Below are 22,870 nucleotides of genomic sequence, written 5' to 3' on the forward strand. Positions count from 1 at the left end.
TGGCTCTCTCTTGAAGATGCGCCGACAGGGTTCCGGTGCGACTGGATCCGCGGCACTGTGCACTTGATGGTGGAATCTTAAGAGCAGAACAGTTGGCGACGAGTACACACATCGATCGCGCGAACAAGAGTACAGTTCGGCGCGCATCGCTCACAGCAGGAAAACTGTACGTCTTAAGAATGGGCCGCGAGGGCGGTGAATCGCGCGCAGCGACGCCGGACGGTGCGCGGGGCTTTCGGGGAAGGCACGACAACGGACCGCGAATGCACCAGGCGGTCGCGGAGCGGCCGGTACACGTTGCCGGCCATTCGGAGATGAAAAACTGTTCGATCTAACAGTTTTTCGTTCGATACCGTCGCCAACGAGCCAAAACTCGTCGATCGCACAGTTTTCCCTTGAATTCTTGCATCGAGATGCAATACTGTTTGATCTCACAGTTTTCATCCTGCCGAGCCGGCAACGGTAGCAGGGCCCACCATGCGATACACGATCGAACAGGCATCCGACATCGGCGGCGTGATCCGCGCCGCGCGGAAAGTGCAGCAACTGCGCCAGGACGACGCGGCCGGCAGCGTCGGCGTCAGCGAGTCGTTCATGGTCAAGGCCGAGCGCGGCGCGGACACCATCCAGTGGGCCAAGGTGTTCCAGATCCTGCAGGGGCTCGGCGTTCGGGTCGTCGTCGACATTCCCGACGCCAGCGAGGAACTGCTTGAACGCCAGTCGGCGCGCGCGAGCCATCGGGCCGGCGTGCGTGCACGGCGCGCGGCCGAGCGCCTGCTGCTGCGCGCGGACGCCGCGCACCCGGCCCCGGCCGGCGAATCCGCGCCGCCCACCCGCGCGGCCGCACGCGTGCTCTCGGCCGCACGTCTCGTGCTGTCGCCTGCCGAAGCGTTCGGCGTGGGGACGGACGACACGCGCCGCCCGCGGATCAGGACGACCGACGCCGGCCGTCAGGCCTCGGCCCGTGCAATCGAGATCGCGCGCCGCGTGCTGACAGACGCCGGTGAAGCCGTACCCGACCACGCGCGCCCCGCCGACGAGGACGCGTCGCATGACTGAGCGCACCCTCGTCGCCGCCATCGACGGCCAATCAATCGGCACGCTGCATGAAAACCGCAATCTGTGGGCATTCGAATACGCGCCGTCGTGGCTCGCGCAGGCGTCCCGCTTCGCGCTGAGCCCGCATCTCCCGCTGCAGGCCGGTGTGCTGCGCGACGGCGCGACCACCCGCCCCGTCCAGTGGTATTTCGACAACCTGCTGCCGGAAGAATCGGTGCGGGCGCTGCTGACGCGTGACGCGGGCCTGCCCGACATCGGCGACGCGTTCGCGCTGCTCGAGCACTACGGACGCGAATCGGCCGGCTCGGTGACGTTGCGCCTGCCGGCGGACACGGCCGACGAGGACACGCGCCTGCGCCCGCTCGACGATACCGAACTCGACGCGCGCATCCGCCACCTGCCTGCCGTGCCGCTGACGCACGACGCGCCGAAGAAGATGTCGCTCGCCGGCGCGCAGCACAAGCTGCCGGTCGTGCTGCGCGACGGCGCGCTGTTCGAGCCGAGCGGCCAGGCGGTGTCGACGCACATCCTGAAGCCGAATCATCCGCACGCGCACGACTATCCGCATTCGGTCATCAACGAGTGGTTCGTGATGACGCTCGCGCGCCGCGTCGGCCTCGACGTGCCCGAGGTCGAGCGCCGCTACGTGCCGGCGCCCGTGTACGTGATCCGCCGCTTCGACCGCGCGCAGACGGATACCGGCGTCGAACGACGCCACGCGATCGATGGTTGCCAGGCGCTCAACCTGCCCGCGACGATGAAATACACGGGCTGGTCGCTCGACGCGCTCGCAACGCTCGCCAACGCGTGCCGCGCGCCCGCACCGGTTCGCCTGCGCCTGTTCCGCTGGCTCGTGTTCTGCATCGTCGTCGGCAACGGCGATTCACACCTGAAGAATCTGAGCTTCCTCGTCACCGACAGCGGGCTCGCGCTGGCACCGCACTACGACCTGCTGTGCGACGGTGTCTACGAAACCGCGACTTATAGCGCGCGCAGCCGCTGGCCGGACCTGACGGAATTCACGCGGCCCGTCGTGGGTGTGCAGCGCTATGCGGATTTCACACGCGACGTGCTCGACCAGGCCGGCGCGACGCTCGGGCTGACGCGCGCGACCGCGCATCGCCACATCGACGAAGTGCTCGCGCGCATTCCGGCGCAGGCCGACGCGCTGCTGCTCGAGATCGCCGCCGACAACGACGCGATGAAGACTGCCCGCCCCGAACTCACGGCGACGCTCGGCGGCGAAATGCACCTGCTGCGCGCGATCCGCCATATCGTCATCCACGAGATGGTCGAGCGGCTGCGCCCGCGCTGACGCCAAACACCACCCAAGACGATCCGATGCCGCCACGCGAAGGCCGCCGAACATCATGACCCAATCTGTCCGCCCGCCCATCGTCGACCCGCTCGTCGCTCGACTGACCGGCAGCGCCGACCACCCGCGCTTCACCGGCGCGCCGCTCGACCTGTCGACGCTCGACGCGCACGCGCTCGGCGCGGTGTGGCCGGCGCTGCGCCGCACCGAGGAACACGTCGCGCAGCACGACTACGCGTACGACGATCCGCGCGCCGAATTCGCACGCTGGCTACGCACCCAGATCGACGCACTCGAGCTCGCGCCGCTCGTCGATGCCGAAGCCGCGCTCGAACTGTTCCGCGACATTCCGGCCGGCGCGTGGCAGCGCGCGATACAGGAACTGTCGTGTCTCGACGCGCTGCCCGCGCCCGCACTGCAGGCCGAACTCGCGCGCATCCTCGGCGAACCGCAGAACGACGGCCTGCAACGACTCTCCGTGTACGGCGAATATGCGCTCCATTCGTTCGCCGGCCGGCGCGACATCACGGCCGTGCGCGATGCGTATGCGCAGTCGAATGCCGATTCCCCGTTTCGCGTGCGCGAGCTCGACGTGCTGCCCGAACTCGGGCCGGCGGCGCTGCTCGCGCTGGCCGCGACGAACGACGGTTATTTCGCGCCGAAGCGGCTGTGGTTCAACGCCGACGATCCGGCCGCCACGCTCGCGGAGGAGCCCGCTTACGTCGACTTCGCGCGCGACACGCTGACCGAAGCGGCGCGGCACGTCGCCGCGATTCACGCGGGTGACGTCCCCTATCAGGCCGATCGCGCGTTCACGACCGACGACGCGCAGGTCGTCGCGCGCGCGGCGCGCGTCGCGGCCTATCGCGACGCGCCGTGGCTCCCCCCGCTGATCGGGCCGCTGCTGACCGGCGTGTGCGTCGCGCCGACCGCCGCGAAAACCGCGCCGTCGCAATCGCTTGCGATCGCGCTCGGCCATGCGGTCGAGACGATCCCGACACCCGAGAGCGTGCGTGCGCTGCGCGATGCGCTGGCCACCGTGCGCCACGCGGGCGTGCAGAAGAAGCTCGCGCGTAACCTGAAGCCCGCCGAACGCGCGCTCGGCGAACGGCCGCACACCGCGCTGCGCATGACACTCGACGCGAAGCCCGACAAGAAGCAGCTCACGATGCTCGCCACCTGCATGGAAGCGGGTTTCTGGCAGTCGATGACGCTCGGCCATGCCGAATGGCGCGAGCGCCTCGTCGATGCGCCGGCCGGCGCCGCGTTCTCGACCCGCACGATCTGGCAGGCACGCGCGCGCGACGGCGCGACCGTTTCGTTCATGCCCGATATCGCGAAGGGCAAGGTCGTGCTGCGCAACGCCGCCGGCGCGGCGTGCGAACTCGATGCCGACAGCGAGATCCGGCTCTGGCATCCGCTCTTGGCCGATGCGGACGAGCGGCTCGCGTGGCAGCGCGCGATCGTCGGCCGTGCGATCCGGCAGCCCGTTCGGCAGGCGTTCCGCGAGTTCTACGTGCCTGCCGACGAAGACACCGCGATCAGTCATTCCGCGATGTTCGAAGGTCATGTCCTCGCGAGCCGCCCGCTGCTCGGCGTCGCACGCCGCGAAGGCTGGTCGATCCGCGCGTACGACGACGGCCTTGCACGCGAGTTCGGCGACGTGCGCGCGACCTTCAGCGTCGCCGCGCGGCTCTTTCCCGGCACGGACGGCCAGGGCACGTCGGGCCGGCTGCACGTCGAACGCAGGCTCGAGCGGCGCTGGATGGCCGCGCCGATCGGCGAAATCGATCCCGTCGTGTTCTCGGAAGTGGCGCGCGCGGTCGACCTGCTCGTCAGCGTCGCCGCCTTCGCGCTCGACGATGAAGCGACGCGCGCGGCCGACACGCCGGCGGACCCGGTGCGCCAGCGCGCCGCGCGAAACGCGCGCGCGCAGCGCCTGCACCGGCTGTCCGACCTGCCGCTCGGCGCGATGGCGCGGCATCGCAAGCAGGTGCTCGCGCTCGTGTTCGCGGAACCGATCGCGCAAGGCCGGGTGACGCTCGACGATCGCCATGTGCGCGTCGGCGCGTGGTCGGTGCATTGCGCGACCGGGCGCGTGATGCGCGACGGCGAACCCGTCGAACCTTCGATCGAACCGCCGCCGTCGCCGCTGCGCGCGGTGCCGTGGCTGCCTTATGACGAAGCGCTGCTGCAGCGGATCGTCGATGTGGTCGCGGGGTTGCTCGACTGAGGCGGCGATGCGGCGGCATGCACCGCCTACCGCGCCGCCTGCTGCCGCTGCACCTCCTGCGCTTTCATCTGCAGATAGGCGCCGCGCTCGACCTCGTGCAATTGCTGCGGATACTGCTCGGTCGCGTCGAACCAGCGCGCGAGGCGCTGGTCGAGCGGCTTGTCGAGCGTCGCGAGATACGTGTCGATCGCGAGGTAGTAGCGCATCGTGTTGCGCTCCAGCAGCCCGCGCACGCCACCGACGTACTGCGGCTGCGCGGCCGATCCGCCGCTGACGGTCGTGAAGCCGACCTTCTCGCTGCCGACGGTCGCGAGGTAGGTCTTCATCGCCATCCGGCCCACCGTGCCGAAGCCATACGAATACGTCAGATGCAGGAACGTGCGCGACGCGCCGACCGGCACGGCCTCCAGCGCGATCCGGTAATCCTTCGTGCCCATCGGCCCGCTGTCGGCGGTCAGGTCGACCTGGAAATAGTCGGGCGTCGCGGCCGCCGCGCGATAGCGGAACTGCACGCGGTAGGTGTCCGGCAGCTTCTGCTGGATCTTGCGGCCGAGGTTCACGTCGAGCACCGGGCCGTTGCTGCCGGTCGACGCGTGGCAATACTTCGTGTTCAGGTGCAGGATCAGCACCGCGCACCAGTTCGCGGGGCCCTGGGCGGGATCGTCGAGCTGGCCGCTCACCACCGCATACGGATAGTCGACCACCGCGTAGATGTCGCCCTTCAGCGACGACGACGCTTCCGCCGATTCCAGGACCAGCGGCCGGTGAAACGCGTTGTCCTTCAGTTGCGGGCCGAGGCTGCGGTACCGCTCGAGCAGTGTCGCCGCGTCGTCCGCGCCGAACGACAGCGCGCTCCAGCCCGCGCACAGGGCCGCGACGAGCGCGTGCCGGGCGCGGCGAGCAAGCCGCGTGCCGCGCGGATGTCCGGATGTCTTCATTCTTGTGCTCCCACCGGATGCGCGATGGTCGCGCACATGTGTCACAGAATACGCCTGGCCGCAGCGCAACATCGCATGCGAACGCGCCGTTATCGGCTCCGCTTCACCGGCACCGGCAACTGCGCGGCCGTGATCCGGATCAGCGCCGACAGCCATTCGCGATCGTCCCAGCGCTCGCCGGCGATGACGAGGTGCGGCTTCGCGGCCGGATACGGCGAACCTTCTTCGCACGTGCCGAGAAACGCGCGGCCTTCGGCCGTCGGCTTGACGAACAGCCGATCGTCGCAGACGAGCGCGACCATCTTGCCGTCGCAATAAATGCCGTATTCGCCGAACATCTTGCGCGCCGATACCGTGCCGGCCGCCGCCATCTGCTCGACGATGAAATCGACTGTGCCTTGGCTCGATGCCATCGCTGTTCCTTTGAAAACGTTTATGACCGCAGCGGGTGGCCGACCGTTCCGCCTGATTGGCAGATGCGCTGCGGGGCATCATCCGTTGGAAAGCGGCGTGAGCATTCCGGTCACGCACGTCCCATCGCAATCGCCCGTCCCCTCCTGATATCCCTGACAGTTGCATTACCGCGCGGTGAATCGTCCAATAGCGCTTCACAAAAAATGTGCTTCGCCGACGTGCCGGGAGAGCGGCACGGGCCAGCCCACCGAATCGCGGTGCGCCCCGAAGCATCTCTGCAAGGAACCCGATGAACGTACCCTACACATCCATTGCCGGCGCAACCGTCCCCGCCGTTCGCGAATCGTGGAAACGGATCGAAGGCTGGATCGCCGCCGATCCGGCACGCCTGCCCGGCGGACTCAACGGACCGGCCCCGGGGCACGCGATCGCCGCATTGCATGCCGCGCTGGGCACGACGCTGCCGGACGACCTGCTGGAAAGCCTCCGGCTGCACGACGGACAAGCCGATCCGGACGCCGTCTTCGCCGAAGGCGATGCCATGCTGAGCGCACACGAGATCGGCGCGCAATGGTCGATCTGGAACAAGCTCGTTTCCGGCGGCGACTTCGACGACATGACGTCCGACCCCGCCGCCGGCATCCGCGACGACTGGTACAACCTCAAGTGGATTCCGTTCACGCACGACGGCAGCGGCAATCATCTGTGCGTCGACCTCGATCCCGCGGAAGGCGGCACGGTCGGGCAGGTGATCCGGGTCTGGCATGACGACGAGCAGCGCGAACGGATCGCATCGAGTTTTGCGGAATGGCTCGCCCGCGTGGCGGCGGAGCGTGACGATCCGGCCGGTGATTGAGCCGCGGGTGAAAGCGGCGCGACATGTCGCGCGCCGGCGCCCGCCTACGAACGCAGTGTCGACGGCGCGGCGCAGCATCTTGCGCAACCGGACGCAGGCCGACGGGCGTCTTGACGACGCACAGGCAGCCCCTGCCCGATCGGCAAGACGCCGTTACTTGTCAGCCGCGAACGCGCTCGACATCTGCCGCGCCCGCTTCACGTCGTCGCCATGCAGGTAAATCGACGTCGTCGAGATCGACGCATGGCGCAGGTTGTCGCGCACGGTCGTCAACTCCGCGCCACGCGCCAACGCGTGCGTCGCATGCGTATGACGCATCCAGTGCGGGCTGGCCTGCCGCAACTTCTGCGCGAGCGCCGGGTTGTCGGCATCGACCTGATCGGCCGTCTGCGCGAAGAAGCGCTGCATCACCTTCCACAGCCGCACGCTCGTGATCGCGGCCGCACCGTCTTCCGCGAGGCTCGGGATCAGCGGCGTGTCGGGCCGCCAGCGCGACGGCGTGACCGGCAGCCGGCGTGCGACCAGGAAACGGTCGAGCCCCGTGCGTGCAAGCGGCGGCAGCGCGACGCGCGCCGCCTTGCTGCCCTTGCCGATCACCTTCAGCCACGCGTCGCCGTGCGCATCGGTCTCGATGTCGCCGAGCGTCGCGCCGACCAGCTCGCTCGCGCGCAGCCCGGTCGCATAGCCGAAATCGAGAATGAAGCGCAGCCGTTGCGCGGCGGCCGGCGTCCAGCCCGACTGCGGCGCGGCCGGCGTGCCCTTGCGGAACTCGAGCCCGTCGGCGATCGTGCGCACGAGCAGCCACTCGCCTTCGGTGAACGCATGCGACGTGTCGAGTGCGTTCGGGCCGCGCGTGTCGCGCACCTTGACGCCCGCGAACGGATTCGCGAGCAGGTAGCGCTGCTCGATCAGCCAGCGGAACAGCGCGCCGAGCACCGACAGCGTGTAGGCGGCCGAGCGCGCCGACAGCGCACCCGAGAACGGCCGCCAGTCGGGCGCGCTGCGCGGCCGCACGGGCCCGACCCAGCGCTCGTGCGGTGTCGGGCGCCGCACGAACGCGCGATACGCGACCGCATCCTCGGTCGTCAGCGACGACAGCGCGCGGCCGCGCTCGACGATCGCCCACAGGATCAGCCGCTCGGCCTCCTTCCGGTACGCCCGCCGCGTCGCGGCCGATTCGTGCAGCGACAGCCACGCATGCACGGCCGCGTAATCGTTGTCGGCATCGAGCGTGCTGGTCGCGCGCGGCGCGCGGAAGGTGCCGGCCGATCCGTCGACCTCGTGCGGCAGCTTCAGCTGCTCCCACGGCACGATGGCGCCGCGCGGCGTCGCCGCGATCAGCGCGCGCGCCCGTTCGGTCAGCGCCGGATGCGCGGCGAAAAACGCCTCGATGTGCCGCGCACCGGCCATGCCGAGGCCCGCGATCGCACGCCACCACTGGCGCCGCCGCGGAATCCGCACCGTGAGATCGGCGAGCGTCGCGATCCCGTGCGCACGCAGCGCGCCGACCGCACGCGCGGGCAGCCACAGGCCGACGTCGTCGCTGATCTGCGGGACCGGCGCACGCGCATGACGCAGCAGGCCGATCGCTTCGGCGGCCGCCTTCGCTTCCCGCATACGCTCCCCGTCGGGATGACCGAGCCGCTCCGCGAGATCGGGCCGGCCCACCTGCCGCGCGACGCGCACAAGGCGGCGGCGAATGCCGCCGATCACGCCGCGCGCCGAGCGCCCTTCGCCGAGCCGATCGGGCAGGTAGCGCTCGACGGCCTGGCGCACGGTCATGCCCGCGTACCACGCACGCAGCGCGGCCAGTTCGTCGGCATCGGGAAAGCCTGCGGGCGCAGGGGTGGAATCGGAGGAAGGCGGTGAGGCGAGGCGCGGTTTCATGACCGCGAGTTTGACAGAAGCGCGCGCGGCCGGATACGTCGTACGCGGCGTGTCGGGCGTGAGGCGCGTTCACGAGCGTGACGCTCGACACGGCCTGCTATGCTCCGCACTGCATTCCCGCGTCATTCGTCTGCCGCTTCTTCGCATCACGTTGCGACGGGCGGGTTCCGCGTTGAACTGCGCTGGACGATCCGGCCATCCGAATCGGAATGCGCAGCCGGATATCAAAGGCTGCGTGGCTCGTCCAATGCAATTCCGGCCGTCGTCAATCACGCCATTACCAACAAGAACCGTAATTCCATGACATCCCGCCTTCTCGCCGCGCTCGTTGCCGCGGCCTTGAGCTGCGCCGCCCTGCCCGTCGCCTACGCACGCACCTACGTCGCACCGACCGCGTCGCTCGGAACCGGGGCTTACGTTCACCGGTTCGTGCTGCGCGACCCCGTCACGCACCAGCCGCTGCCGAATGCGCGCTACCGGCTGCTGCTGCCCGGGCAGGCGATCGCGGGGCTGCCGCCTCATGAAAAAGGCGGCGAAAGCGTCGTGTTCGGCACGACCGACGCCGCCGGACGCACGGCGCGGATCCGCCTGCCCGCCCGTCATCCCGAGCGTGAGTGGGCGCTTCAGCCCATCGTCGGCGAAGGCGACATGGGCGGAACGTTCCGCGTGATCGACATCGATACGGGGCGACCCTACGGCCATTACTCGTACGTACTCGACGTGACGGGCGCGTATCTGGCCTGCGGACAGATCGACGCCAACGGCTATACCGTCTTCGCGCAATCGCACGAGGACCGCAAGCTCTGGTTGCACCCCACGGTATTGCGCGTGCCCGCGGACACCGACTGGTGCGCAGGGCCCGCCACGAACATCGCCAACAGTGCCGGCAATCCGGGCGCGCCCGATCTCTACACGCAGTACCTCGGCAGCCTGGTCGCCGACGGCCAGCATCTCGGCCGAGCACTCCGGCAACAGATCGCGGCCAAGATGGTCGCGCTGGCGATTGCCGAACGGGACGAAGGCCGCATCGACACCGCGCTCGATGTGGGCAATTTCACGGATCGCATGTTGAACACGGTCGGTTACGACCTCGTCAATGCCGGCCTGAAGATCGATCGTGCGATGGCGATGATCGATACGCGCCTGGCGAAATCGCCGGACGACGCGTATGCGCTCGACAGCAAGGGCTGGGCACTGTATCGCCTTGGTCGCAACGACGACGCGCTGACGTGGTTCGACCGCTCGATCGCGATCTTCGCGAAGGACGGCGACATCGACAAGGATGCGCGCGAAGCCTATGCAAGCGGGCTGACGCATAAGGGTGAAGTGCTGTGGAAGCTGGCGCGCCGGGATGAAGCGCGCGAGGCGTTCGCGCAGGCGCGGCAGGCTCAGCCGGAGAACGCCGATCTGGCGGAGACGTTGAAACGGCTGGCGATCCCGCTCGGGCAGGATGGCGCGAAGGCGCCGGGTACGGCAAGCGAATAGCCGGCGACGCGAGCGGACACGCAAGCGGATGCCTGGCGCTGCAGCGGCTGTCGCGGGGCGCGTGGAGCGCGGTGGCCGGCCGTGTCCGGCACCTTCACCGGACGAGGCCGGCCACGCGCGCTTCCGTCACTCCTCGCCCTTCGCGCCCGGATTGAGCATCACGACGAAGCCGGCCACGCCGACGACCAGCGCGATCGCGCCGCCGCGCAGCGCCATCGCGTTGTCGAACAGCAGCCCCGACACGACGGCCATCATCCCCGCGAGCGACACGAACACGGCGATCGCCGCGACGACGATGCGGGACTGGCGGCGGATCATCGCGCGCCGCGTCAGGCAGCCGCGGCGGCGGCCGCTACGTCGTGATCGTCGCCGCGAATCAGCAGCACCGGGCACTTCGAGCCGCGCACGAAGCGCTCCGCGACGCTGCCGAGCAGCACGCGCCGGATTCCGCGCCGCCCATGCGTGCCGACCACCGCGAGATCGAACCCGCCTTCCTTCACGTAGCGCTGCAGGCGCTCCGCGATGTCCTCGCCGATGCTTTCGGTCTCGACGAGTTCGGCCTCGCCCTTCGCGCCGGCCAGCGCGATGATCTGCTCGGCTTCGCGCAGCACCTTGCGCCCGTCGTCGCGGATCTCCTCGACCAGTGCGTGCGGATCGAAACGGCCCGCGTAAGTGAACAGCACCGACTTGTCCACCACATACACGACGCTGACGTGTGCGTCGCCTGCCAACGCGACCTTCACTGCCTCGGCAAGCGCCTGCTTCGACGAAGCGCTGCCGTCGACGGCCACCATGATCTTCTCGTACATGCGAACCTCGCTGGGGTGAGTGGCCACGCGTCCGATCGCGCGGCCTTGTCACCATCATCGGCGGATGGCGGGTTCGAATGTTGACGGCGATCAAGGTCGACCGGCGGACGTCCGTGCGGCAAAGCGTCGCGACGCGATGCCGATACCGCTCGCTTGCGGCCAGGTCGCGAACCCGGCTGACACAACAGCCGAAGCGGTGCGATCGAGCGGTCATCGTGCCGAAAGCGCTATCATCGAATGTGCGACTTTCGTCCGGCCCTTATTTGCCGGCCCACTTTCAACTCGCTCAACCGACATGACAACGACTACCGAACGCGTGGACGGCGCCGCCCAGCATCTCGTCGCCGCCCGCCATGCCGGCTCGCCCGGCCCGCTGCTGCCCGATGCGCTACGCCCCGAGAACGTCGAGACCGCCCTCGCGATCCAGCAGCGCGTGGCCGACCTGCTCGGCGAACCCGTCGGCGGCTGGAAATGCGCGCTGCCGCCGCCCGACCGCGTGATCCTCGCGCCGATCTTCGCATCGACGATCCGCGAGGCCGATGCGCCGTACCGCGTCGTCGGCGGCCCGATCGTGCGGATCGAACCGGAAATCGCATTCGTGCTCGATCGCGACCTGCCTGCGCGCGAACAGCCTTACGACGAACAGCACGTGCGCGACGCGATCCGCGAAGTGCGCATCGTGCTCGAAGTGCTCGGTTGCCGCTATGCGGAGCCCACGCGCGCGTCGAAGTTCGAGCTGCTGGCCGACGGCCAATTCAACCAGGGGCTGTGCGTCGGCCCGGTCGTGCCCGACGGGCTGAACGTGCCGCTCGAGACGCTCGCGCTGTCGTTCGAAGGCGCACTGAACCGCGCGATCGACGGCCGCCATCCGGACGGCGATCCGCTGAAGCCGCTGGTGTGGCTCGTCAATTTCCTCGCGTCGCGCGGCGACGCCGTGCGCGCCGGACAGATCGTGACGACCGGTTCGTACGCCGGCGCGATCGACGTGCCGCTCGGCGATGCGCTGACGGTGCGCTTCGGCGAACTCGGCAGCCTGTCGGTGACGTTGACGGCGTGATGCGTGGGGTGGGCGGGAGCGGTTGCGCTGATCGCTGACGCCCAGGGACGCCTGCGCCGTCGTGCCGACCGACCCGGCGTGATAACGTTGCACATCATCGCGTCCACCACTTCACTCCCCCAACCCCGGGCACGCGCATCGCCTTCAAGCCGATACCGACCATGTCGCTGACACCGCTTCCCGCCCTGCTCGACGAAACCCTGCGCACCGTCGCACGCCGCTACCGGCTGCCGCCGCTCGACAGCACGCTGTCGCCGGCCGATGCCGCGAACCCGGCCGCCACGCTCGCAATCGTGATCGAGGCAGCGCGCCGGATGCAAAGCGACGGACAGACGCCCGACGCGGCACTGCGGCAGCGCTTCATCGACGCCCTCGCGCGGATGATCCGCGATGCAATGGACACGCACGCCGGCGATCCCGCCTTTCAGGCCGCGGTGCTGCGGCACGATGCGCCGAGCGTGCGCGAATACGCGTCGTTGTCCGCGCACGCCGAGCAGGACCGTCGCGCGCTGCACTCGGCCGTCAACGCGATCGCGCACCCGGCCAAGCTCGAGCGCAGCGCCCGCCCCTGGCAACGCGACGGGCTCGCGCGGCTGCATGCGGCCGCCACCGCCGCGTCGTGGGCCGACCTGCACGACACGCTGCTGCACCTGCTCGCGCTGCCCGACATGGCGACCGACGCCGCGTTCGAGCAGGACATCGTCAAGCTGAAAGACAGCGCCGCGCTCGAACGCCTGCTGCGCGTCGACGCACTGGCATCGGACGAGCACGTGCGTCGCTACCGGGCGCTCTGGGTACGCCAGGGCCCGCTCGAAGGCAGCACCGTCGCCGTCGCGCAAGGCGTCGCGTCGCAGCAGCGCGGCGCGGCCGTCGAAGCGCTGGCCGCGCAGGCGCTCGACGCGCTGGCGCGCCGGCTCGACGCCGTCGACGCCCGCCGCACGTACCGGGTGGTGACGTCGATGCGCGTGCCGTCATCGATTCCGGGCCGCCACGATCGCGCGAAAACCGAATGGGACGCGATCCTGCTCGAACGCCCGCGCGGCGATGACCCGGTGCCCGTGTGGAACGTGCGCTTCCTCGTCGAAGCGAAAGCATCCGCGGATGCCGCGACGACCGATCTGCCGCGGCTGCTGCGCGGCCTGAACCTGCTCGCGCAGGCCGACCCGGACACGCTCTATGCGTTCGAGACGCACCAGGGCACGGTGCGCGTGCACGGCGCGTCGCTGCGCGCGCTGACGACCGATGAAGCGACGCTGCCACGCGAAGTGCTCTATTGCTGCGATGCGTCCGCCGACACGACGCCGCGCCTGCTGGGCGCCGCCAGCCGGATGCAGCTGCTGTCGGCGCAGGCGAGCCTCGAATACGCGAGCGCGCTCGCGCAGCGGCCGGATGCCGATCCGGGCGGCCTCGGTGTGGTCTGGCACGCGCTGCTGACGCTACCGCAATGGCACGCGGTGCTGCACCAGTACCCGTCGTTGCGGCAGGTGCGCGAGCTGATGGTGGCGATCGACGACTGGCGGGCCGCGATCGACGATGTCGATGAAGGCGGTGTGGCGAGCAGCGCGTACGCGTGACGCACGACATGAACCGCCGTGCGGCGGCCGGCGTGCCCCGCCCGCTCAGTTGGTGAGCACGCCGAACGGCAACGTCCATCCTGTCAGGCGGCCGCCGTCCGCCCATCGATCCTCGGCCGCATCGCATGGCAGCAGCACCGGCGCGGTCGCGCATTCGAGCGTTTCCTTCGGCGTGTGGCCGAACTCCGCCTTGAACAGCCGGTGGAAATACTTCTCGTCGGGAAAGCCGTGCGCCCACGCGATTTCCGCGATGCGCCGATGCCGGCGCTGCGGGTCGCCCAGCACGTGGTATGCATGGCGCAGCCGCCGGCGCGTGATCTGCCGCATCACGCCGCCGTCTTCCTTGAACAGCTGGTAGAGCCGCGCTCTCGACACGCCGATGTCACGGCAGATCCGGTCGGGATCGAGGTCGGGCTCCAGCAGATGCACGTCGATGTAGCGCCGGACCCGCTCGGCCAGCGCCCCGTCGATCGGGCCGCGTGCGTCGTTCAGCGCCTGCGTGGTGGGTGAAATGGCCGCGGCCAGCAGCAGCAACGTCGATTGCACGATGCTCGGGATCTCGTGCGTGCGCAGAGTCGGCAGGTTGAGGAACAGCGACAGCATGTGGTCGCCGAGCAGCCGCCCCACGCCGCTCGTCAGCGTCTGGCCGTGCGCCTGTGCGGCATGGCTCGGCAGCAGGTACCTCGGCACGACCAGGCTGATCACGTCGCCGGCCTCGACCCGGCAGTCGTTGACCTGCGCGACGTCGTAGACGAACACGTCGCCGGCGCGCTTGACCAGTTCGGGCCCGCCGGTGTGGCTGGCCAGCCGCCCGCCGAGCAGCAGCGTGAAGCGGATCGAGTCCTGGCCGTCGAGCCGGATTCGCCGCGTGGTGCGATTGACCCGATAGGCCGGTGCGCGCGACCGCCATTGCCGGCCCGACAGGATCAGCGGGCCGAGCGCCGCGCCGCTCGCTTCCGCGTCGAACACGCCGTGGCCGCCGTCGTCATCGAGACGGTAGTCGCACAGCATGTCCTTGACCCAGACGTGGAATCGGTCCTGTTCGGGGTAGTCGATCGTGCGAAACTTGAAAACAGGGACGAATGCCGCTTGATCCATGACAGTTTTTTTATCGAGCCGACACGAGAGGATAGATCGGTTCGTCGATTATCGGACCAAATTGCGTCGGCGCAAGGCCCGCGCGGCATGTCGTCCACAGAAGCGGCCGACCGGCGCCCTGCGACGGGCGCCGTCGATCTCGCGGCCATCAGCGTTGCGGATGGCATTCCCAGTTGTTGTACGTCGGCCGATCGATCGGCGTGAGCCCCGGAATCATGAACACCGTACAGCCGAAACGCCGCCCCTTGCCGGTCGTCGCGTCGTAACCCACCTTCTGGCCACCCAGCCCGTCCTTCTTCCCGTACTGCACGTTGGCAATCGTGATCTCGTCCGACGACGCGAGGCCGAGCGTCTTCGCGGTCGACGTCTGCACGTCGACCATGTTCATCTGCGTCGAACCGCACGCGGACAACACGAGGCCGGCGGCCGCCGCGCCCAGCGCGGTCCGCAAGGTAACAACGGTGCACTGCAAGACTTGCTTCATGGCTTCTCCTTCGAATGCCCGACGCGACACGATTACGAGCCCGGCGTATAAAAACTGGACTGGATCTGGCTGCCGATGTTCGCGGCGAACCCCTGCCAGACGAGCGCCATCGCCCCCGCCGCGTTGACGGCCAGCGCCGGCCACGTTCCATCCTGCGGATCCGCGGTCGACGTGCTCCATGCGCCGTTGCGGTAGCCGCCCACGAGGAGGACCGACGCGTTCGGCGTGCCCGTGTCCTCCCAGGCGACCGTCACGTTGCCGGCCGGGTCGATCACCAGCGGCGGGTACTGAAGCGCCGCCCCGTTCAGGTGTTCCGTCAGCTTCTGCAGCGGCCCCCAGTTTCCGCTGGCATCCGACACGCTCGCCTGCAGCACCGCGCCGCCTTCCGCCCACATCGCGGCGGCCACGCCGTTTTCGTTGACGGTCAGCATCGGCGTCGCGATGAAGCCCGTGGGCACCACGATCGCCGGGGCGACCGGCTGGGCCGGCTGCCATCCGGTTCCGGACACATAGCGCTGCGACATCGTGGCGTTGTAGAGCTTGCCGCCCGTCACGTCGAGTTGCCCCCAAACCAGCGTGATGTTGCCCTTCGCGTCCATGCCGGCGACCGGCGAGATGATCGTCGTGAACAGGCTCGAGTTCGAGACGACCGGGTTGACGTTGGTCCAGCCGTTGGTCGCGTCGTACGTGGCCGTCCACAGCGCCGACTTCGTATGGTTGGTCTGCCGCCACGCGAGCACCGCCCGGCCGGATGACAGCACCGACAGCATCGGCCTCACGTTGTCGGTGTCGCCGGTCACGGCGTCCGGGCCGCTCTGCACCGGCATCTGGACCAGCGCCGTCGGTGACCACTGCCCGGCCTGCGTATAGCGGGTCCACGCGATGCGCGTATCGAGCAGGCTGATCGACTGCGTCCACGTGACCAGCGCGTTGCCCTGGCTGTCCATGCCGGCCGAATAGGACGAACCGGCCATGTCCGGCGCCAGCGTGACCGGCGTGCCCCAGCCGCTACCCGGGCTGTACGGGCGCGCCCACAACGCGTACGTGTTGGCGCCCGGCGTCCATTCGGTCCAGAACGCGACCGCCTGCCCGCTCGCGTTGCCGACCAGTTTCGGCTGCACGCCGGTCAGCGTGTTCATCGCATGCGAACCGTCGCCCGTGTCGAGCCGCGTCGCGCTGCCCCAGCCCGAGCCCGCCACACGGCGCGCGCCCCACATTTCGTTGCCGTTCGTGCCGGCCGGGCCATTGGTCATCCAGGTGGCGAGCGCGTTGCCGCTCGCGTCGATGGTCACGCTGGGCTGGCCCTCCGGCCCCTTGCCGTCCACGGCGGCAGCCTTCGACCAGCCGGCCTGCGGTTGCGTCGTCCCGCCGCCGCCCGTCGGCCCACCGTTCGAGCCGCCGTTCGAGCCGCCACCGGGCGACGTCGGGCCGGAAGGCGAACCGGGCGTGTTCGGCGACGACGACGACGACGCGCCGCCGTTCGTGGCGACGTCGTCGCCGCCGCAGGCGGACAGCGCGAGCGCGACTGCCATGACCATCCATGTAATGGGTTTCATCGGAATCCTCTTCTTTTCGTGTGCCGGCGCACTCTCGTCTGCCGTTCGCCTCACGATGCCTCGCATCGATCGGCCTATTGATAAGCAATACTATTGAACAGGCATGGAAACCGGCGGCCGCTCGCCGTCAATCATGATCGACTCCGTCGTGCGGATCGATACGAACGCCGCTTCCGGCAGCCCCCCGTCGGGCAGCGACGACGACAAGTCGTCTATCGTCGGATGTCCATCACTGCCGGCTGCATCTTAATTCAGACGATCCGGATTCAAGGTGGCGTTGCGTCTACAGTAAGTGGACTTCCATTTCGCCGGCCCGCATTCGATGCGTCGATCGGCCGGCCTGCGCGCACTCGCGGCCGAAGCGATCGGTGCGGTACGATACGCGCCGGGGCGAAACGCCTCACCTGAGAGACCCGGCCGCTGCGGCCCCCTACCCGGCACAAGAAAAAAATGCCCAACACCCCATTGCTGCACCGCCACCTGTTCGCCGCGCTGGCGGTCGGCCTGTTCTGGATTCCGGCGGCCCATGCCAGCGGCGACGACGGCTGCTATGCGCCGACCACGCTCCGGCAGACCACCTACTCCTGCGCCAACGTGCCGATGCTGAGCCCCGCCAACGACACGCGCATCAACGCGATGCTGATGATGGTCGACAGCGCCAAGGTCGCGCAGGCGTTTCCGGATCCGAAGACCATCCCGGCGAAAGACCGGATCCACCAGATCATCGTGCCGTTCCAGATGGACTTCTCCGGATGGATCTATATCGGGCAGAAGGAGCCCGACAAGACCGGCAGCGCAACGGATGCCGAAGCGCCGTCGAACCAGTACGCCGACGGCGAAGGCAGCATCTGCCGCAGCATGACTTCGGGCGCCGACGCATTCAACGACGCACTGGGCGGTGCCGGTCTCCCCGCCGACGAAGCCTCACGGCTGCGCGCGGCGCGTGCCGACATCGCGCAGAAGACCTGCGCCGCCGCCGGCGCGAGTGCCGCCTGGACCAAACCGCCGGCCAAGTCGCCACTCGGCCAGCAGTTCGCCGCGTACCTCGACGGCACGAACGCGTTCTACCGCGCCGACTTCCTCACCGCGACCCGGGCCTTCGCGAGCGCTTCTCACAGCGCGAACCCGTGGCTGAAGGAAACCGGGCTCTACATGGCCGGGCGCGCGCAGCTGAACGCCGCGCAGGCCAACGTGTTCGACCACGACAGCCCCACGCCGACGCGCGGCCGCGTGACGAAGGTGTCGCTCGACGCCGCGAACACGGTGTTTCGCACTTACTTGAAGGTGTACCCGCAGGGGCGCTATGCGACCTCCGCAAACGGGCTGTTGCGGCGGGTCGCATGGCTCGGCGGCAACGTGACGCAGCAGGCCGACCTGTACGGCCACGCGCTCGCGCGCTGGTCGCCGGCGACGTCGAACGTGCCGCTGATCCAGCTGGCGAACGAACTCGACAGCAAGCTGCTGTTCGGGTCGGAATTCGACGCGAGCCAGATCCAGTCGCCGACCGTGCTCGCGACCGTCGACCTGCTGCGCATGCGCACGTCGGACAGCAGCGATTCGAACCGCAAGCCGCTGACGCTGGACGACCTGCAGGCGCAGAAGCCGCGCTTCGCGAACGCGCCCGCGCTCTACGACTACCTGCTCGCGACCTGGTACGTCCAGATCGGGCACAAGCCGGACGCCGCGCTCGCGTTACTGCCGCAGACGCCCGCGGAGCCGCTCGACTACTTCGGCCTGAGCCAGCAGGCGCTGCGCGGGTTCGCGCTGGAGGATAGCGGCCAGTCCGACAAGGCGCGCCAGCTGTGGCGCGACCTGATCCCGCTCGCGACATTCCGCTTCCAGCGCGAAGCGCTGGAACTCGCGCTCGCGATCAACCTGGAGCAGGCCGGGCTCGTCAACGACGCGTTCGCCGACGATTCGCCCGTGCAGAACGCCGCGATCCGCGCCGTGCTGCTGCAACGCTCGGCCAATGCGGACCTGCTGCGCGCCCAGGCGCAAAACCAGGCGACCGGCGGCGCGCTGCGCGACACCGCGCTGACCACGCTGCTGTACAAGGAACTCACCCGCTCGCATTACGCCGAGTTCATCGCCGATGCCGCGCTGGTGTCCGGCAAGCCGGCCGATCCGCTGAAGCCGTTCATCGCGGCCGGCGCGAGGAACGATGACGGATATACGTGCCCGTCCGCGCACGACATCGCCACGGCGCTCCAGCAGAATCCCGCCGATGCGAAAGGGCTGAACTGCCTCGCCGATTTCGTGCGCCTGCACCCGCCCGCACCCGGCCTCGAAAGCGATCCGGTGCCGCTGTGGATCCGCAACGCATCGACGACGGCCGCCGCGCGCATTCCGCCGACGCTCGGCGCGGGGCCGTCGCAGTTCGACGGCAAACCGTACGAGCGGATGTCGAGCTACCTGACGGTGATGGCCGATGCGCAGGCGAACCCGAACGACCGCGCCTACGCGTACTACCGCGCGATCAAGTGCTATGCACCGGGCGGCTCCAACGAATGCGGCGGCAAGGACGTGCCGAAGAACGTGCGCAAGCGCTGGTTCGATACGCTGAAGGCGAGCTACGCGGGCAGCCCGTGGGCGCAGAAGCTTCGCTACTACTGGTAAGCGCCGCGTGACGCGCATCGCATGCCTGGCGTGCCTCGCACTGCTGCTGGCCGGACGCGTCGCACTGGCCGGCACCGTCGATGCCGCGCGGTACGACGCGTTCTGGCTGTGGGCAGGCGTGAAGCCGCAGGCGGTCGTGCACGGCGCGCGCACCGTCTACGTGCTGCAAGGGCAGATCGAGGCGTCGCCGCGGGACGAGTCGCAGGTCCGCGTGATCGCGCAGGGCGTCGCGCTGCCACCCGCGCCGCAGGCGCGCGTGTGGCTCGTCTATCGCGCGCATACGCTGCGCTGGACGCCGCGCGTCACGCAGATCATGCTCGCGCAGCTCACGCGCTGGCGCGCGTCGGGCCGCACGATCACTGGCATCCAGATCGACTTCGATGCGCGCACGCGCCACCTGCAGGATTACCTCGCATTCCTGCAGTCGCTGCGCGACACGCTGCCCGCCGACTATCGGCTCAGCATCACCGGGCTGCTCGACTGGAGCAGCCGCATCGATACCGACCAGGTGAACCAGCTCAGGGGGATCGTCGACGAGGTGGTCGTGCAGACCTACCAGGGCCGCCGCACGGTCCCCGACTATGCGGACTACCTGCCGCGCGTCGCGCGGCTGCAGTTGCCGTTTCGCATCGGCATCATCCAGGGCGGCGAATGGGACGCGCCGCCGTACCTCGCGACGAATCCGTGGTTCCGCGGCTACGTCGTGTTCCTGCGCAACGGCTGATGTGACTCGCGCGGTCAATCGGGACCGCTTACGCGGCACCCGCGATCGTGCTGCCGAGCCCGGCGAGCGCAATCACGAGTAGCGCGCCCGCCGACGACGCCGTGATCCAGCGCTGCTTGCGATGAATCAGCGGATGGTTGATCGCGGCCATGTAGCTGGTCAGGATCGTGAAATCGACCGCGATCCACAGGGCGGCCAGGATCGCCAGGCTCACGCGCGAATCCGGCGTGATGCCGACGAACTGCGGGAAGAACGCGACGAAGAACAGCAGGTCCTTCGGATTCGCGATGCCGACGAGAAAGCCGCGCACGACGCCCGGCAAGCCGCGCGCCTGCGACGCCGGTTCGCGTTGCGCGGCGTCGTTGCCGTGACGCACGCGGCCGGCGCGCCATTCGCCGAGCAGCGTCCGGACGGCCAGCACCGCGATGAACACGCAACCGGCCACATGCAACCCGGTCAACAGGCGCTCGCTGACGAGCACGACGCCGAACACCATCAGCATCGCCCCCGCGATCATCACGAGGCTCGCGGCATTGGCGCCCACCGCGGTCAGCATCCCCTGGCGGAAGCCGCGCCGCGCGACGGTGCCGACCACGAGCATGACGACCGGGCCGGGCGTCGCGATGAGCAGCACGATCGCGGCGAGATAGGCGAACAGCAGCGGGTAATGAAGTGTCATGACAAAAAGTTGTGGGGTGAATTGACGCGCGTGCCCGCCACGGTGGCATCATCGTGCTTCAGCGCACCGGATTGCACGGTTTTCTGAAGTATTGCGTACCCGGCCTGCCGTTGAAAAACGGAAAATCCTGCCGGATGACATGAGTTTTATTCCTGTTCAAAACCCATGAAGGCCAAACCGCTCCCGCCTGTCTACGCGCTGCGCGCGTTCGAAAGCGCCGCGCGCACCGGCTCGTTTACGCTGGCCGCAGAAGAACTGAGCCTCACGCAAAGCGCGGTGAGCAAGCACGTGCGGACGCTCGAGGCGTACTTCGGCCGGAAGCTGTTCGTCCGGCACGGCCCCAGAATGACCGTGACGGCGGAAGCGCACATCTTCGCGTCGGGCCTGCGGCGCGGCTTCCGGCAGATCGAGGAAGCGTGCGTGCTGTTCCAGTCGCAACGCGACGTGCTGCGGCTCAAGGCGCCGTCCACGCTCACGATGCGCTGGCTGCTCGACGCCCTGGCCGCGTTTCGCGCCACGCGGCCCGCGTTCGAGGTGCAGATCGCGAGCGTGTGGATGGACGTCGATACCGTCGATTTCTTCAGCGAATCCCACGATTGCGCGATCCTGCTCGGCGCGGGCAAGTTCGGCGAGGCCACGCAGTGCGTGAAGCTGTTCGACGAATGGCTGATTCCGGTGTGCTCGCGAGCGACCGCGACGGTCGCACGCACGAATCCGGCGGCGTGCGAGCTGATCCACCCGTCGCCCGACCGGCGCGACTGGCGCCGTTGGCTCAAGGGCAGCGGCCATGATCTCGAGGTGGACATCACGCGCGGGCAGGTGTTCGACATGCTCGAACAGGGGATCGCGGCGGCGATTGCCGGCCACGGCATTTCGATCGGCGATCTCGCGCTGTGCGCGACGGCCATCGACGAGAAGCAGCTCGTGCTGCCGTTCAAGACCGCCGTCAATACGGGGGACGCGTACTACCTCGTGTGGCCGGACGATTCAGCCAAGGCCGCGCAGGTGCGCGAACTGCTGGCGTTTCTGGAAAGCCGGCTCCCGCGTCTGACGTTTCCGGGCATCCGCTTCAACGGCCCGGGCTAAACCACAGCGGCCGGTGATCCGGCCGCGTGGCCGGCAGCGCGACCGCGCGCCACCGGCCCGCAATGGCGGCGCAGCCCGCCGAAGCGGGCCCGCGCCAACACTGTTACGCCTGCACGAAAGCCAGCAGGTCGGCGTTGAGGACGTCCGCGTTGATCGTCAGCATCCCGTGCGAGTAGCCCGGGTACGTCTTCAGCGTGCCATTCTTCAGCAGCTTGATCGACTTCAGCGCGGCATCCGCGATCGGCACGATCTGGTCGTCTTCGCCATGCAGCACGAGCGTCGGGACGGAGATCGACTTCAGGTCTTCCGTCTGGTCGGTTTCCGAAAACGCCTTGATGCCTTCGTAATGCGCCTTCGCGCTGCCTTCCATCCCCTGTCGCCACCAGTTGCGGATCACACCCTGATGCACGGTTGCACCTTCGCGGTTGAACCCGTAGAACGGACCGCTCGGCACATCGAGGAAGAACTGCGCGCGATTGTCGGCGAGCGCCTTGCGGAAGCCGTCGAACACCTCGATCGGCAAGCCTTCCGGGTTCGATGCGGTTTTCACCATCAGCGGCGGCACCGCGCTGACCAGCACCGCCTTCGCGACGCGGCCGGCCGGCTCGCCGTGCTTCGCGACGTAGCGCGCCACTTCGCCGCCGCCGGTCGAGTGGCCGATGTGCACCGCATTGCGCAGGTCGAGCGCCTCGACGACCGCGAAAGCGTCCGCCGCGTAATGATCCATGTCGTGGCCGTCCGACACCTGCGCCGACCGGCCGTGGCCGCGCCGGTCGTGCGCCACCACGCGATAGCCCTTCTGGACGAAGAAGAGCAGCTGCGCGTCCCAGTCGTCCGAGGACAACGGCCAGCCATGATGGAAGACGATGGGCTGCGCGTCCTTCGGGCCCCAGTCCTTGTAAAAGATCTCGACGTGATCCTTCGTGGTGACGTATGGCATCGCGATGACTCCTGTGAGGTGGATGAACGGCGCACTGGCCGGCAGCCATTATCGGACAGG

Annotated in this window: 20 protein-coding genes; 10 read left to right on the forward strand and 10 right to left on the reverse strand. The window is 68.8% G+C overall.

From position 1 onward, the window contains the following. Positions 1 to 477: 477 nt before the first annotated feature. From LGM89_RS22480 to LGM89_RS22490, 3 genes are read left to right on the forward strand one after another with little or no spacing between them, the layout of a single operon-like run. Complete coding sequence (locus tag LGM89_RS22480; RefSeq protein ID WP_226273917.1) at positions 478 to 1,059, forward strand: helix-turn-helix domain-containing protein; 582 nt, start codon at positions 478 to 480, stop codon at positions 1,057 to 1,059. Continuing rightward, complete coding sequence (locus tag LGM89_RS22485) at positions 1,052 to 2,374, forward strand: HipA domain-containing protein (protein WP_226273918.1); 1,323 nt, start codon at positions 1,052 to 1,054, stop codon at positions 2,372 to 2,374. Before LGM89_RS22480 ends, LGM89_RS22485 begins: the two co-directional genes overlap by 8 nt. A gap of 55 nt (positions 2,375 to 2,429) precedes the next feature. After that, complete coding sequence (locus LGM89_RS22490) at positions 2,430 to 4,607, forward strand: DUF4132 domain-containing protein (RefSeq protein WP_226273919.1); 2,178 nt, start codon at positions 2,430 to 2,432, stop codon at positions 4,605 to 4,607. A gap of 26 nt (positions 4,608 to 4,633) precedes the next feature. Here LGM89_RS22490 and LGM89_RS22495 read toward each other — a convergent pair whose 3' ends face one another. Then, the gene (locus tag LGM89_RS22495) at positions 4,634 to 5,545 is read right to left on the reverse strand and encodes a hypothetical protein (RefSeq protein WP_226206377.1); all 912 of its coding nucleotides are present in this window, start codon (positions 5,543 to 5,545) and stop codon (positions 4,634 to 4,636) included. An 89-nt stretch (positions 5,546 to 5,634) separates the two neighbouring features. After that, on the reverse strand, positions 5,635 to 5,958 hold the full coding sequence (locus LGM89_RS22500; protein ID WP_089498578.1) for a TfoX/Sxy family protein: 324 nt from the start codon (positions 5,956 to 5,958) through the stop codon (positions 5,635 to 5,637). A gap of 290 nt (positions 5,959 to 6,248) precedes the next feature. On the opposite strand from LGM89_RS22500, the gene LGM89_RS22505 reads away from it, so the two are divergent. Further along, positions 6,249 to 6,815, forward strand: coding sequence for an SMI1/KNR4 family protein (locus LGM89_RS22505; RefSeq protein WP_089498577.1), 567 nt, complete (start codon positions 6,249 to 6,251; stop codon positions 6,813 to 6,815). A gap of 153 nt (positions 6,816 to 6,968) precedes the next feature. Here the strand turns inward: LGM89_RS22505 and LGM89_RS22510 are convergent, their stop codons facing one another. Next, the gene (locus LGM89_RS22510) at positions 6,969 to 8,702 is read right to left on the reverse strand and encodes a site-specific integrase (RefSeq protein ID WP_226273920.1); all 1,734 of its coding nucleotides are present in this window, start codon (positions 8,700 to 8,702) and stop codon (positions 6,969 to 6,971) included. A 300-nt stretch (positions 8,703 to 9,002) separates the two neighbouring features. Here LGM89_RS22510 and LGM89_RS22515 point away from each other — a divergent pair, with 300 nt between their 5' ends. Next, positions 9,003 to 10,187, forward strand: a complete 1,185-nt coding sequence (locus LGM89_RS22515) for a tetratricopeptide repeat protein (protein WP_226273921.1) — start codon at positions 9,003 to 9,005, stop codon at positions 10,185 to 10,187. A 126-nt stretch (positions 10,188 to 10,313) separates the two neighbouring features. Here LGM89_RS22515 and LGM89_RS22520 read toward each other — a convergent pair whose 3' ends face one another. Both LGM89_RS22520 and LGM89_RS22525 read right to left on the reverse strand, forming a co-directional pair. Further along, complete coding sequence (locus LGM89_RS22520; RefSeq protein ID WP_089498574.1) at positions 10,314 to 10,505, reverse strand: DUF2964 family protein; 192 nt, start codon at positions 10,503 to 10,505, stop codon at positions 10,314 to 10,316. A gap of 11 nt (positions 10,506 to 10,516) precedes the next feature. Continuing rightward, a complete protein-coding gene (locus tag LGM89_RS22525) occupies positions 10,517 to 10,996 on the reverse strand; it encodes a universal stress protein (protein WP_089498573.1) in 480 nt (159 codons plus the stop codon). 295 nt (positions 10,997 to 11,291) lie between these two features. On the opposite strand from LGM89_RS22525, the gene LGM89_RS22530 reads away from it, so the two are divergent. Beyond that, the gene (locus LGM89_RS22530; protein ID WP_226206372.1) at positions 11,292 to 12,053 is read left to right on the forward strand and encodes a 2-keto-4-pentenoate hydratase; all 762 of its coding nucleotides are present in this window, start codon (positions 11,292 to 11,294) and stop codon (positions 12,051 to 12,053) included. A gap of 161 nt (positions 12,054 to 12,214) precedes the next feature. Continuing rightward, entirely contained in the window at positions 12,215 to 13,627 is a 1,413-nt protein-coding gene (locus LGM89_RS22535) for a 3-deoxy-D-arabino-heptulosonate 7-phosphate synthase (protein WP_226273922.1), read from the forward strand. Positions 13,628 to 13,672: 45 nt separating this feature from the next. Here LGM89_RS22535 and LGM89_RS22540 read toward each other — a convergent pair whose 3' ends face one another. The 3 genes from LGM89_RS22540 to LGM89_RS22550 form a co-directional block, all read right to left on the reverse strand. Continuing rightward, complete coding sequence (locus tag LGM89_RS22540; protein ID WP_226273923.1) at positions 13,673 to 14,725, reverse strand: helix-turn-helix domain-containing protein; 1,053 nt, start codon at positions 14,723 to 14,725, stop codon at positions 13,673 to 13,675. A gap of 148 nt (positions 14,726 to 14,873) precedes the next feature. Further along, the gene (locus LGM89_RS22545) at positions 14,874 to 15,209 is read right to left on the reverse strand and encodes a hypothetical protein (protein ID WP_069249419.1); all 336 of its coding nucleotides are present in this window, start codon (positions 15,207 to 15,209) and stop codon (positions 14,874 to 14,876) included. Between the two features lie 32 nt (positions 15,210 to 15,241). Continuing rightward, positions 15,242 to 16,765, reverse strand: a complete 1,524-nt coding sequence (locus tag LGM89_RS22550; RefSeq protein ID WP_226273924.1) for a hypothetical protein — start codon at positions 16,763 to 16,765, stop codon at positions 15,242 to 15,244. Between the two features lie 450 nt (positions 16,766 to 17,215). On the opposite strand from LGM89_RS22550, the gene LGM89_RS22555 reads away from it, so the two are divergent. Continuing rightward, complete coding sequence (locus tag LGM89_RS22555) at positions 17,216 to 19,381, forward strand: hypothetical protein (RefSeq protein WP_089498568.1); 2,166 nt, start codon at positions 17,216 to 17,218, stop codon at positions 19,379 to 19,381. 16 nt (positions 19,382 to 19,397) lie between these two features. After that, positions 19,398 to 20,105 (forward strand): DUF3142 domain-containing protein, encoded by a 708-nt coding sequence (locus LGM89_RS22560; protein WP_226274186.1) that lies wholly within the window; start codon positions 19,398 to 19,400, stop codon positions 20,103 to 20,105. A gap of 28 nt (positions 20,106 to 20,133) precedes the next feature. Here LGM89_RS22560 and LGM89_RS22565 read toward each other — a convergent pair whose 3' ends face one another. After that, positions 20,134 to 20,784: a LysE family translocator gene (locus LGM89_RS22565; RefSeq protein WP_226273925.1), complete on the reverse strand. Its 651-nt coding sequence runs from the start codon at positions 20,782 to 20,784 to the stop codon at positions 20,134 to 20,136. A 165-nt stretch (positions 20,785 to 20,949) separates the two neighbouring features. Here LGM89_RS22565 and LGM89_RS22570 point away from each other — a divergent pair, with 165 nt between their 5' ends. After that, positions 20,950 to 21,870, forward strand: coding sequence for a LysR substrate-binding domain-containing protein (locus LGM89_RS22570; protein ID WP_226273926.1), 921 nt, complete (start codon positions 20,950 to 20,952; stop codon positions 21,868 to 21,870). 103 nt (positions 21,871 to 21,973) lie between these two features. On the opposite strand, the gene LGM89_RS22575 is transcribed toward LGM89_RS22570, so the two are convergent. Then, positions 21,974 to 22,810 (reverse strand): alpha/beta fold hydrolase, encoded by an 837-nt coding sequence (locus LGM89_RS22575; protein WP_226273927.1) that lies wholly within the window; start codon positions 22,808 to 22,810, stop codon positions 21,974 to 21,976. Positions 22,811 to 22,870 lie beyond the last annotated feature (60 nt).

It is taken from the genome of Burkholderia sp. AU31624, from assembly GCF_020420065.1.
Classification (GTDB): Bacteria; Pseudomonadota; Gammaproteobacteria; order Burkholderiales; family Burkholderiaceae; genus Burkholderia.

What these genes read in the sequence shown, in the direction of transcription:
- LGM89_RS22510 (WP_226273920.1), bottom strand. Translation starts at nt 8,702, where the DNA reads ATGAAACCGCGCCTCGCCTCACCGCCTTCCTCCGATTCCACCCCTGCG.
- LGM89_RS22535 (WP_226273922.1), top strand. Translation starts at nt 12,215, where the DNA reads ATGTCGCTGACACCGCTTCCCGCCCTGCTCGACGAAACCCTGCGCACC.
- LGM89_RS22545 (WP_069249419.1), bottom strand. Translation starts at nt 15,209, where the DNA reads ATGAAGCAAGTCTTGCAGTGCACCGTTGTTACCTTGCGGACCGCGCTG.
- LGM89_RS22485 (WP_226273918.1), top strand. Translation starts at nt 1,052, where the DNA reads ATGACTGAGCGCACCCTCGTCGCCGCCATCGACGGCCAATCAATCGGC.
- LGM89_RS22555 (WP_089498568.1), top strand. Translation starts at nt 17,216, where the DNA reads ATGCCCAACACCCCATTGCTGCACCGCCACCTGTTCGCCGCGCTGGCG.
- LGM89_RS22495 (WP_226206377.1), bottom strand. Translation starts at nt 5,545, where the DNA reads ATGAAGACATCCGGACATCCGCGCGGCACGCGGCTTGCTCGCCGCGCC.
- LGM89_RS22525 (WP_089498573.1), bottom strand. Translation starts at nt 10,996, where the DNA reads ATGTACGAGAAGATCATGGTGGCCGTCGACGGCAGCGCTTCGTCGAAG.
- LGM89_RS22550 (WP_226273924.1), bottom strand. Translation starts at nt 16,765, where the DNA reads ATGAAACCCATTACATGGATGGTCATGGCAGTCGCGCTCGCGCTGTCC.
- LGM89_RS22480 (WP_226273917.1), top strand. Translation starts at nt 478, where the DNA reads ATGCGATACACGATCGAACAGGCATCCGACATCGGCGGCGTGATCCGC.
- LGM89_RS22500 (WP_089498578.1), bottom strand. Translation starts at nt 5,958, where the DNA reads ATGGCATCGAGCCAAGGCACAGTCGATTTCATCGTCGAGCAGATGGCG.
- LGM89_RS22520 (WP_089498574.1), bottom strand. Translation starts at nt 10,505, where the DNA reads ATGATCCGCCGCCAGTCCCGCATCGTCGTCGCGGCGATCGCCGTGTTC.
- LGM89_RS22490 (WP_226273919.1), top strand. Translation starts at nt 2,430, where the DNA reads ATGACCCAATCTGTCCGCCCGCCCATCGTCGACCCGCTCGTCGCTCGA.
- LGM89_RS22515 (WP_226273921.1), top strand. Translation starts at nt 9,003, where the DNA reads ATGACATCCCGCCTTCTCGCCGCGCTCGTTGCCGCGGCCTTGAGCTGC.
- LGM89_RS22570 (WP_226273926.1), top strand. Translation starts at nt 20,950, where the DNA reads ATGAAGGCCAAACCGCTCCCGCCTGTCTACGCGCTGCGCGCGTTCGAA.
- LGM89_RS22575 (WP_226273927.1), bottom strand. Translation starts at nt 22,810, where the DNA reads ATGCCATACGTCACCACGAAGGATCACGTCGAGATCTTTTACAAGGAC.
- LGM89_RS22505 (WP_089498577.1), top strand. Translation starts at nt 6,249, where the DNA reads ATGAACGTACCCTACACATCCATTGCCGGCGCAACCGTCCCCGCCGTT.
- LGM89_RS22530 (WP_226206372.1), top strand. Translation starts at nt 11,292, where the DNA reads ATGACAACGACTACCGAACGCGTGGACGGCGCCGCCCAGCATCTCGTC.
- LGM89_RS22540 (WP_226273923.1), bottom strand. Translation starts at nt 14,725, where the DNA reads ATGGATCAAGCGGCATTCGTCCCTGTTTTCAAGTTTCGCACGATCGAC.
- LGM89_RS22565 (WP_226273925.1), bottom strand. Translation starts at nt 20,784, where the DNA reads ATGACACTTCATTACCCGCTGCTGTTCGCCTATCTCGCCGCGATCGTG.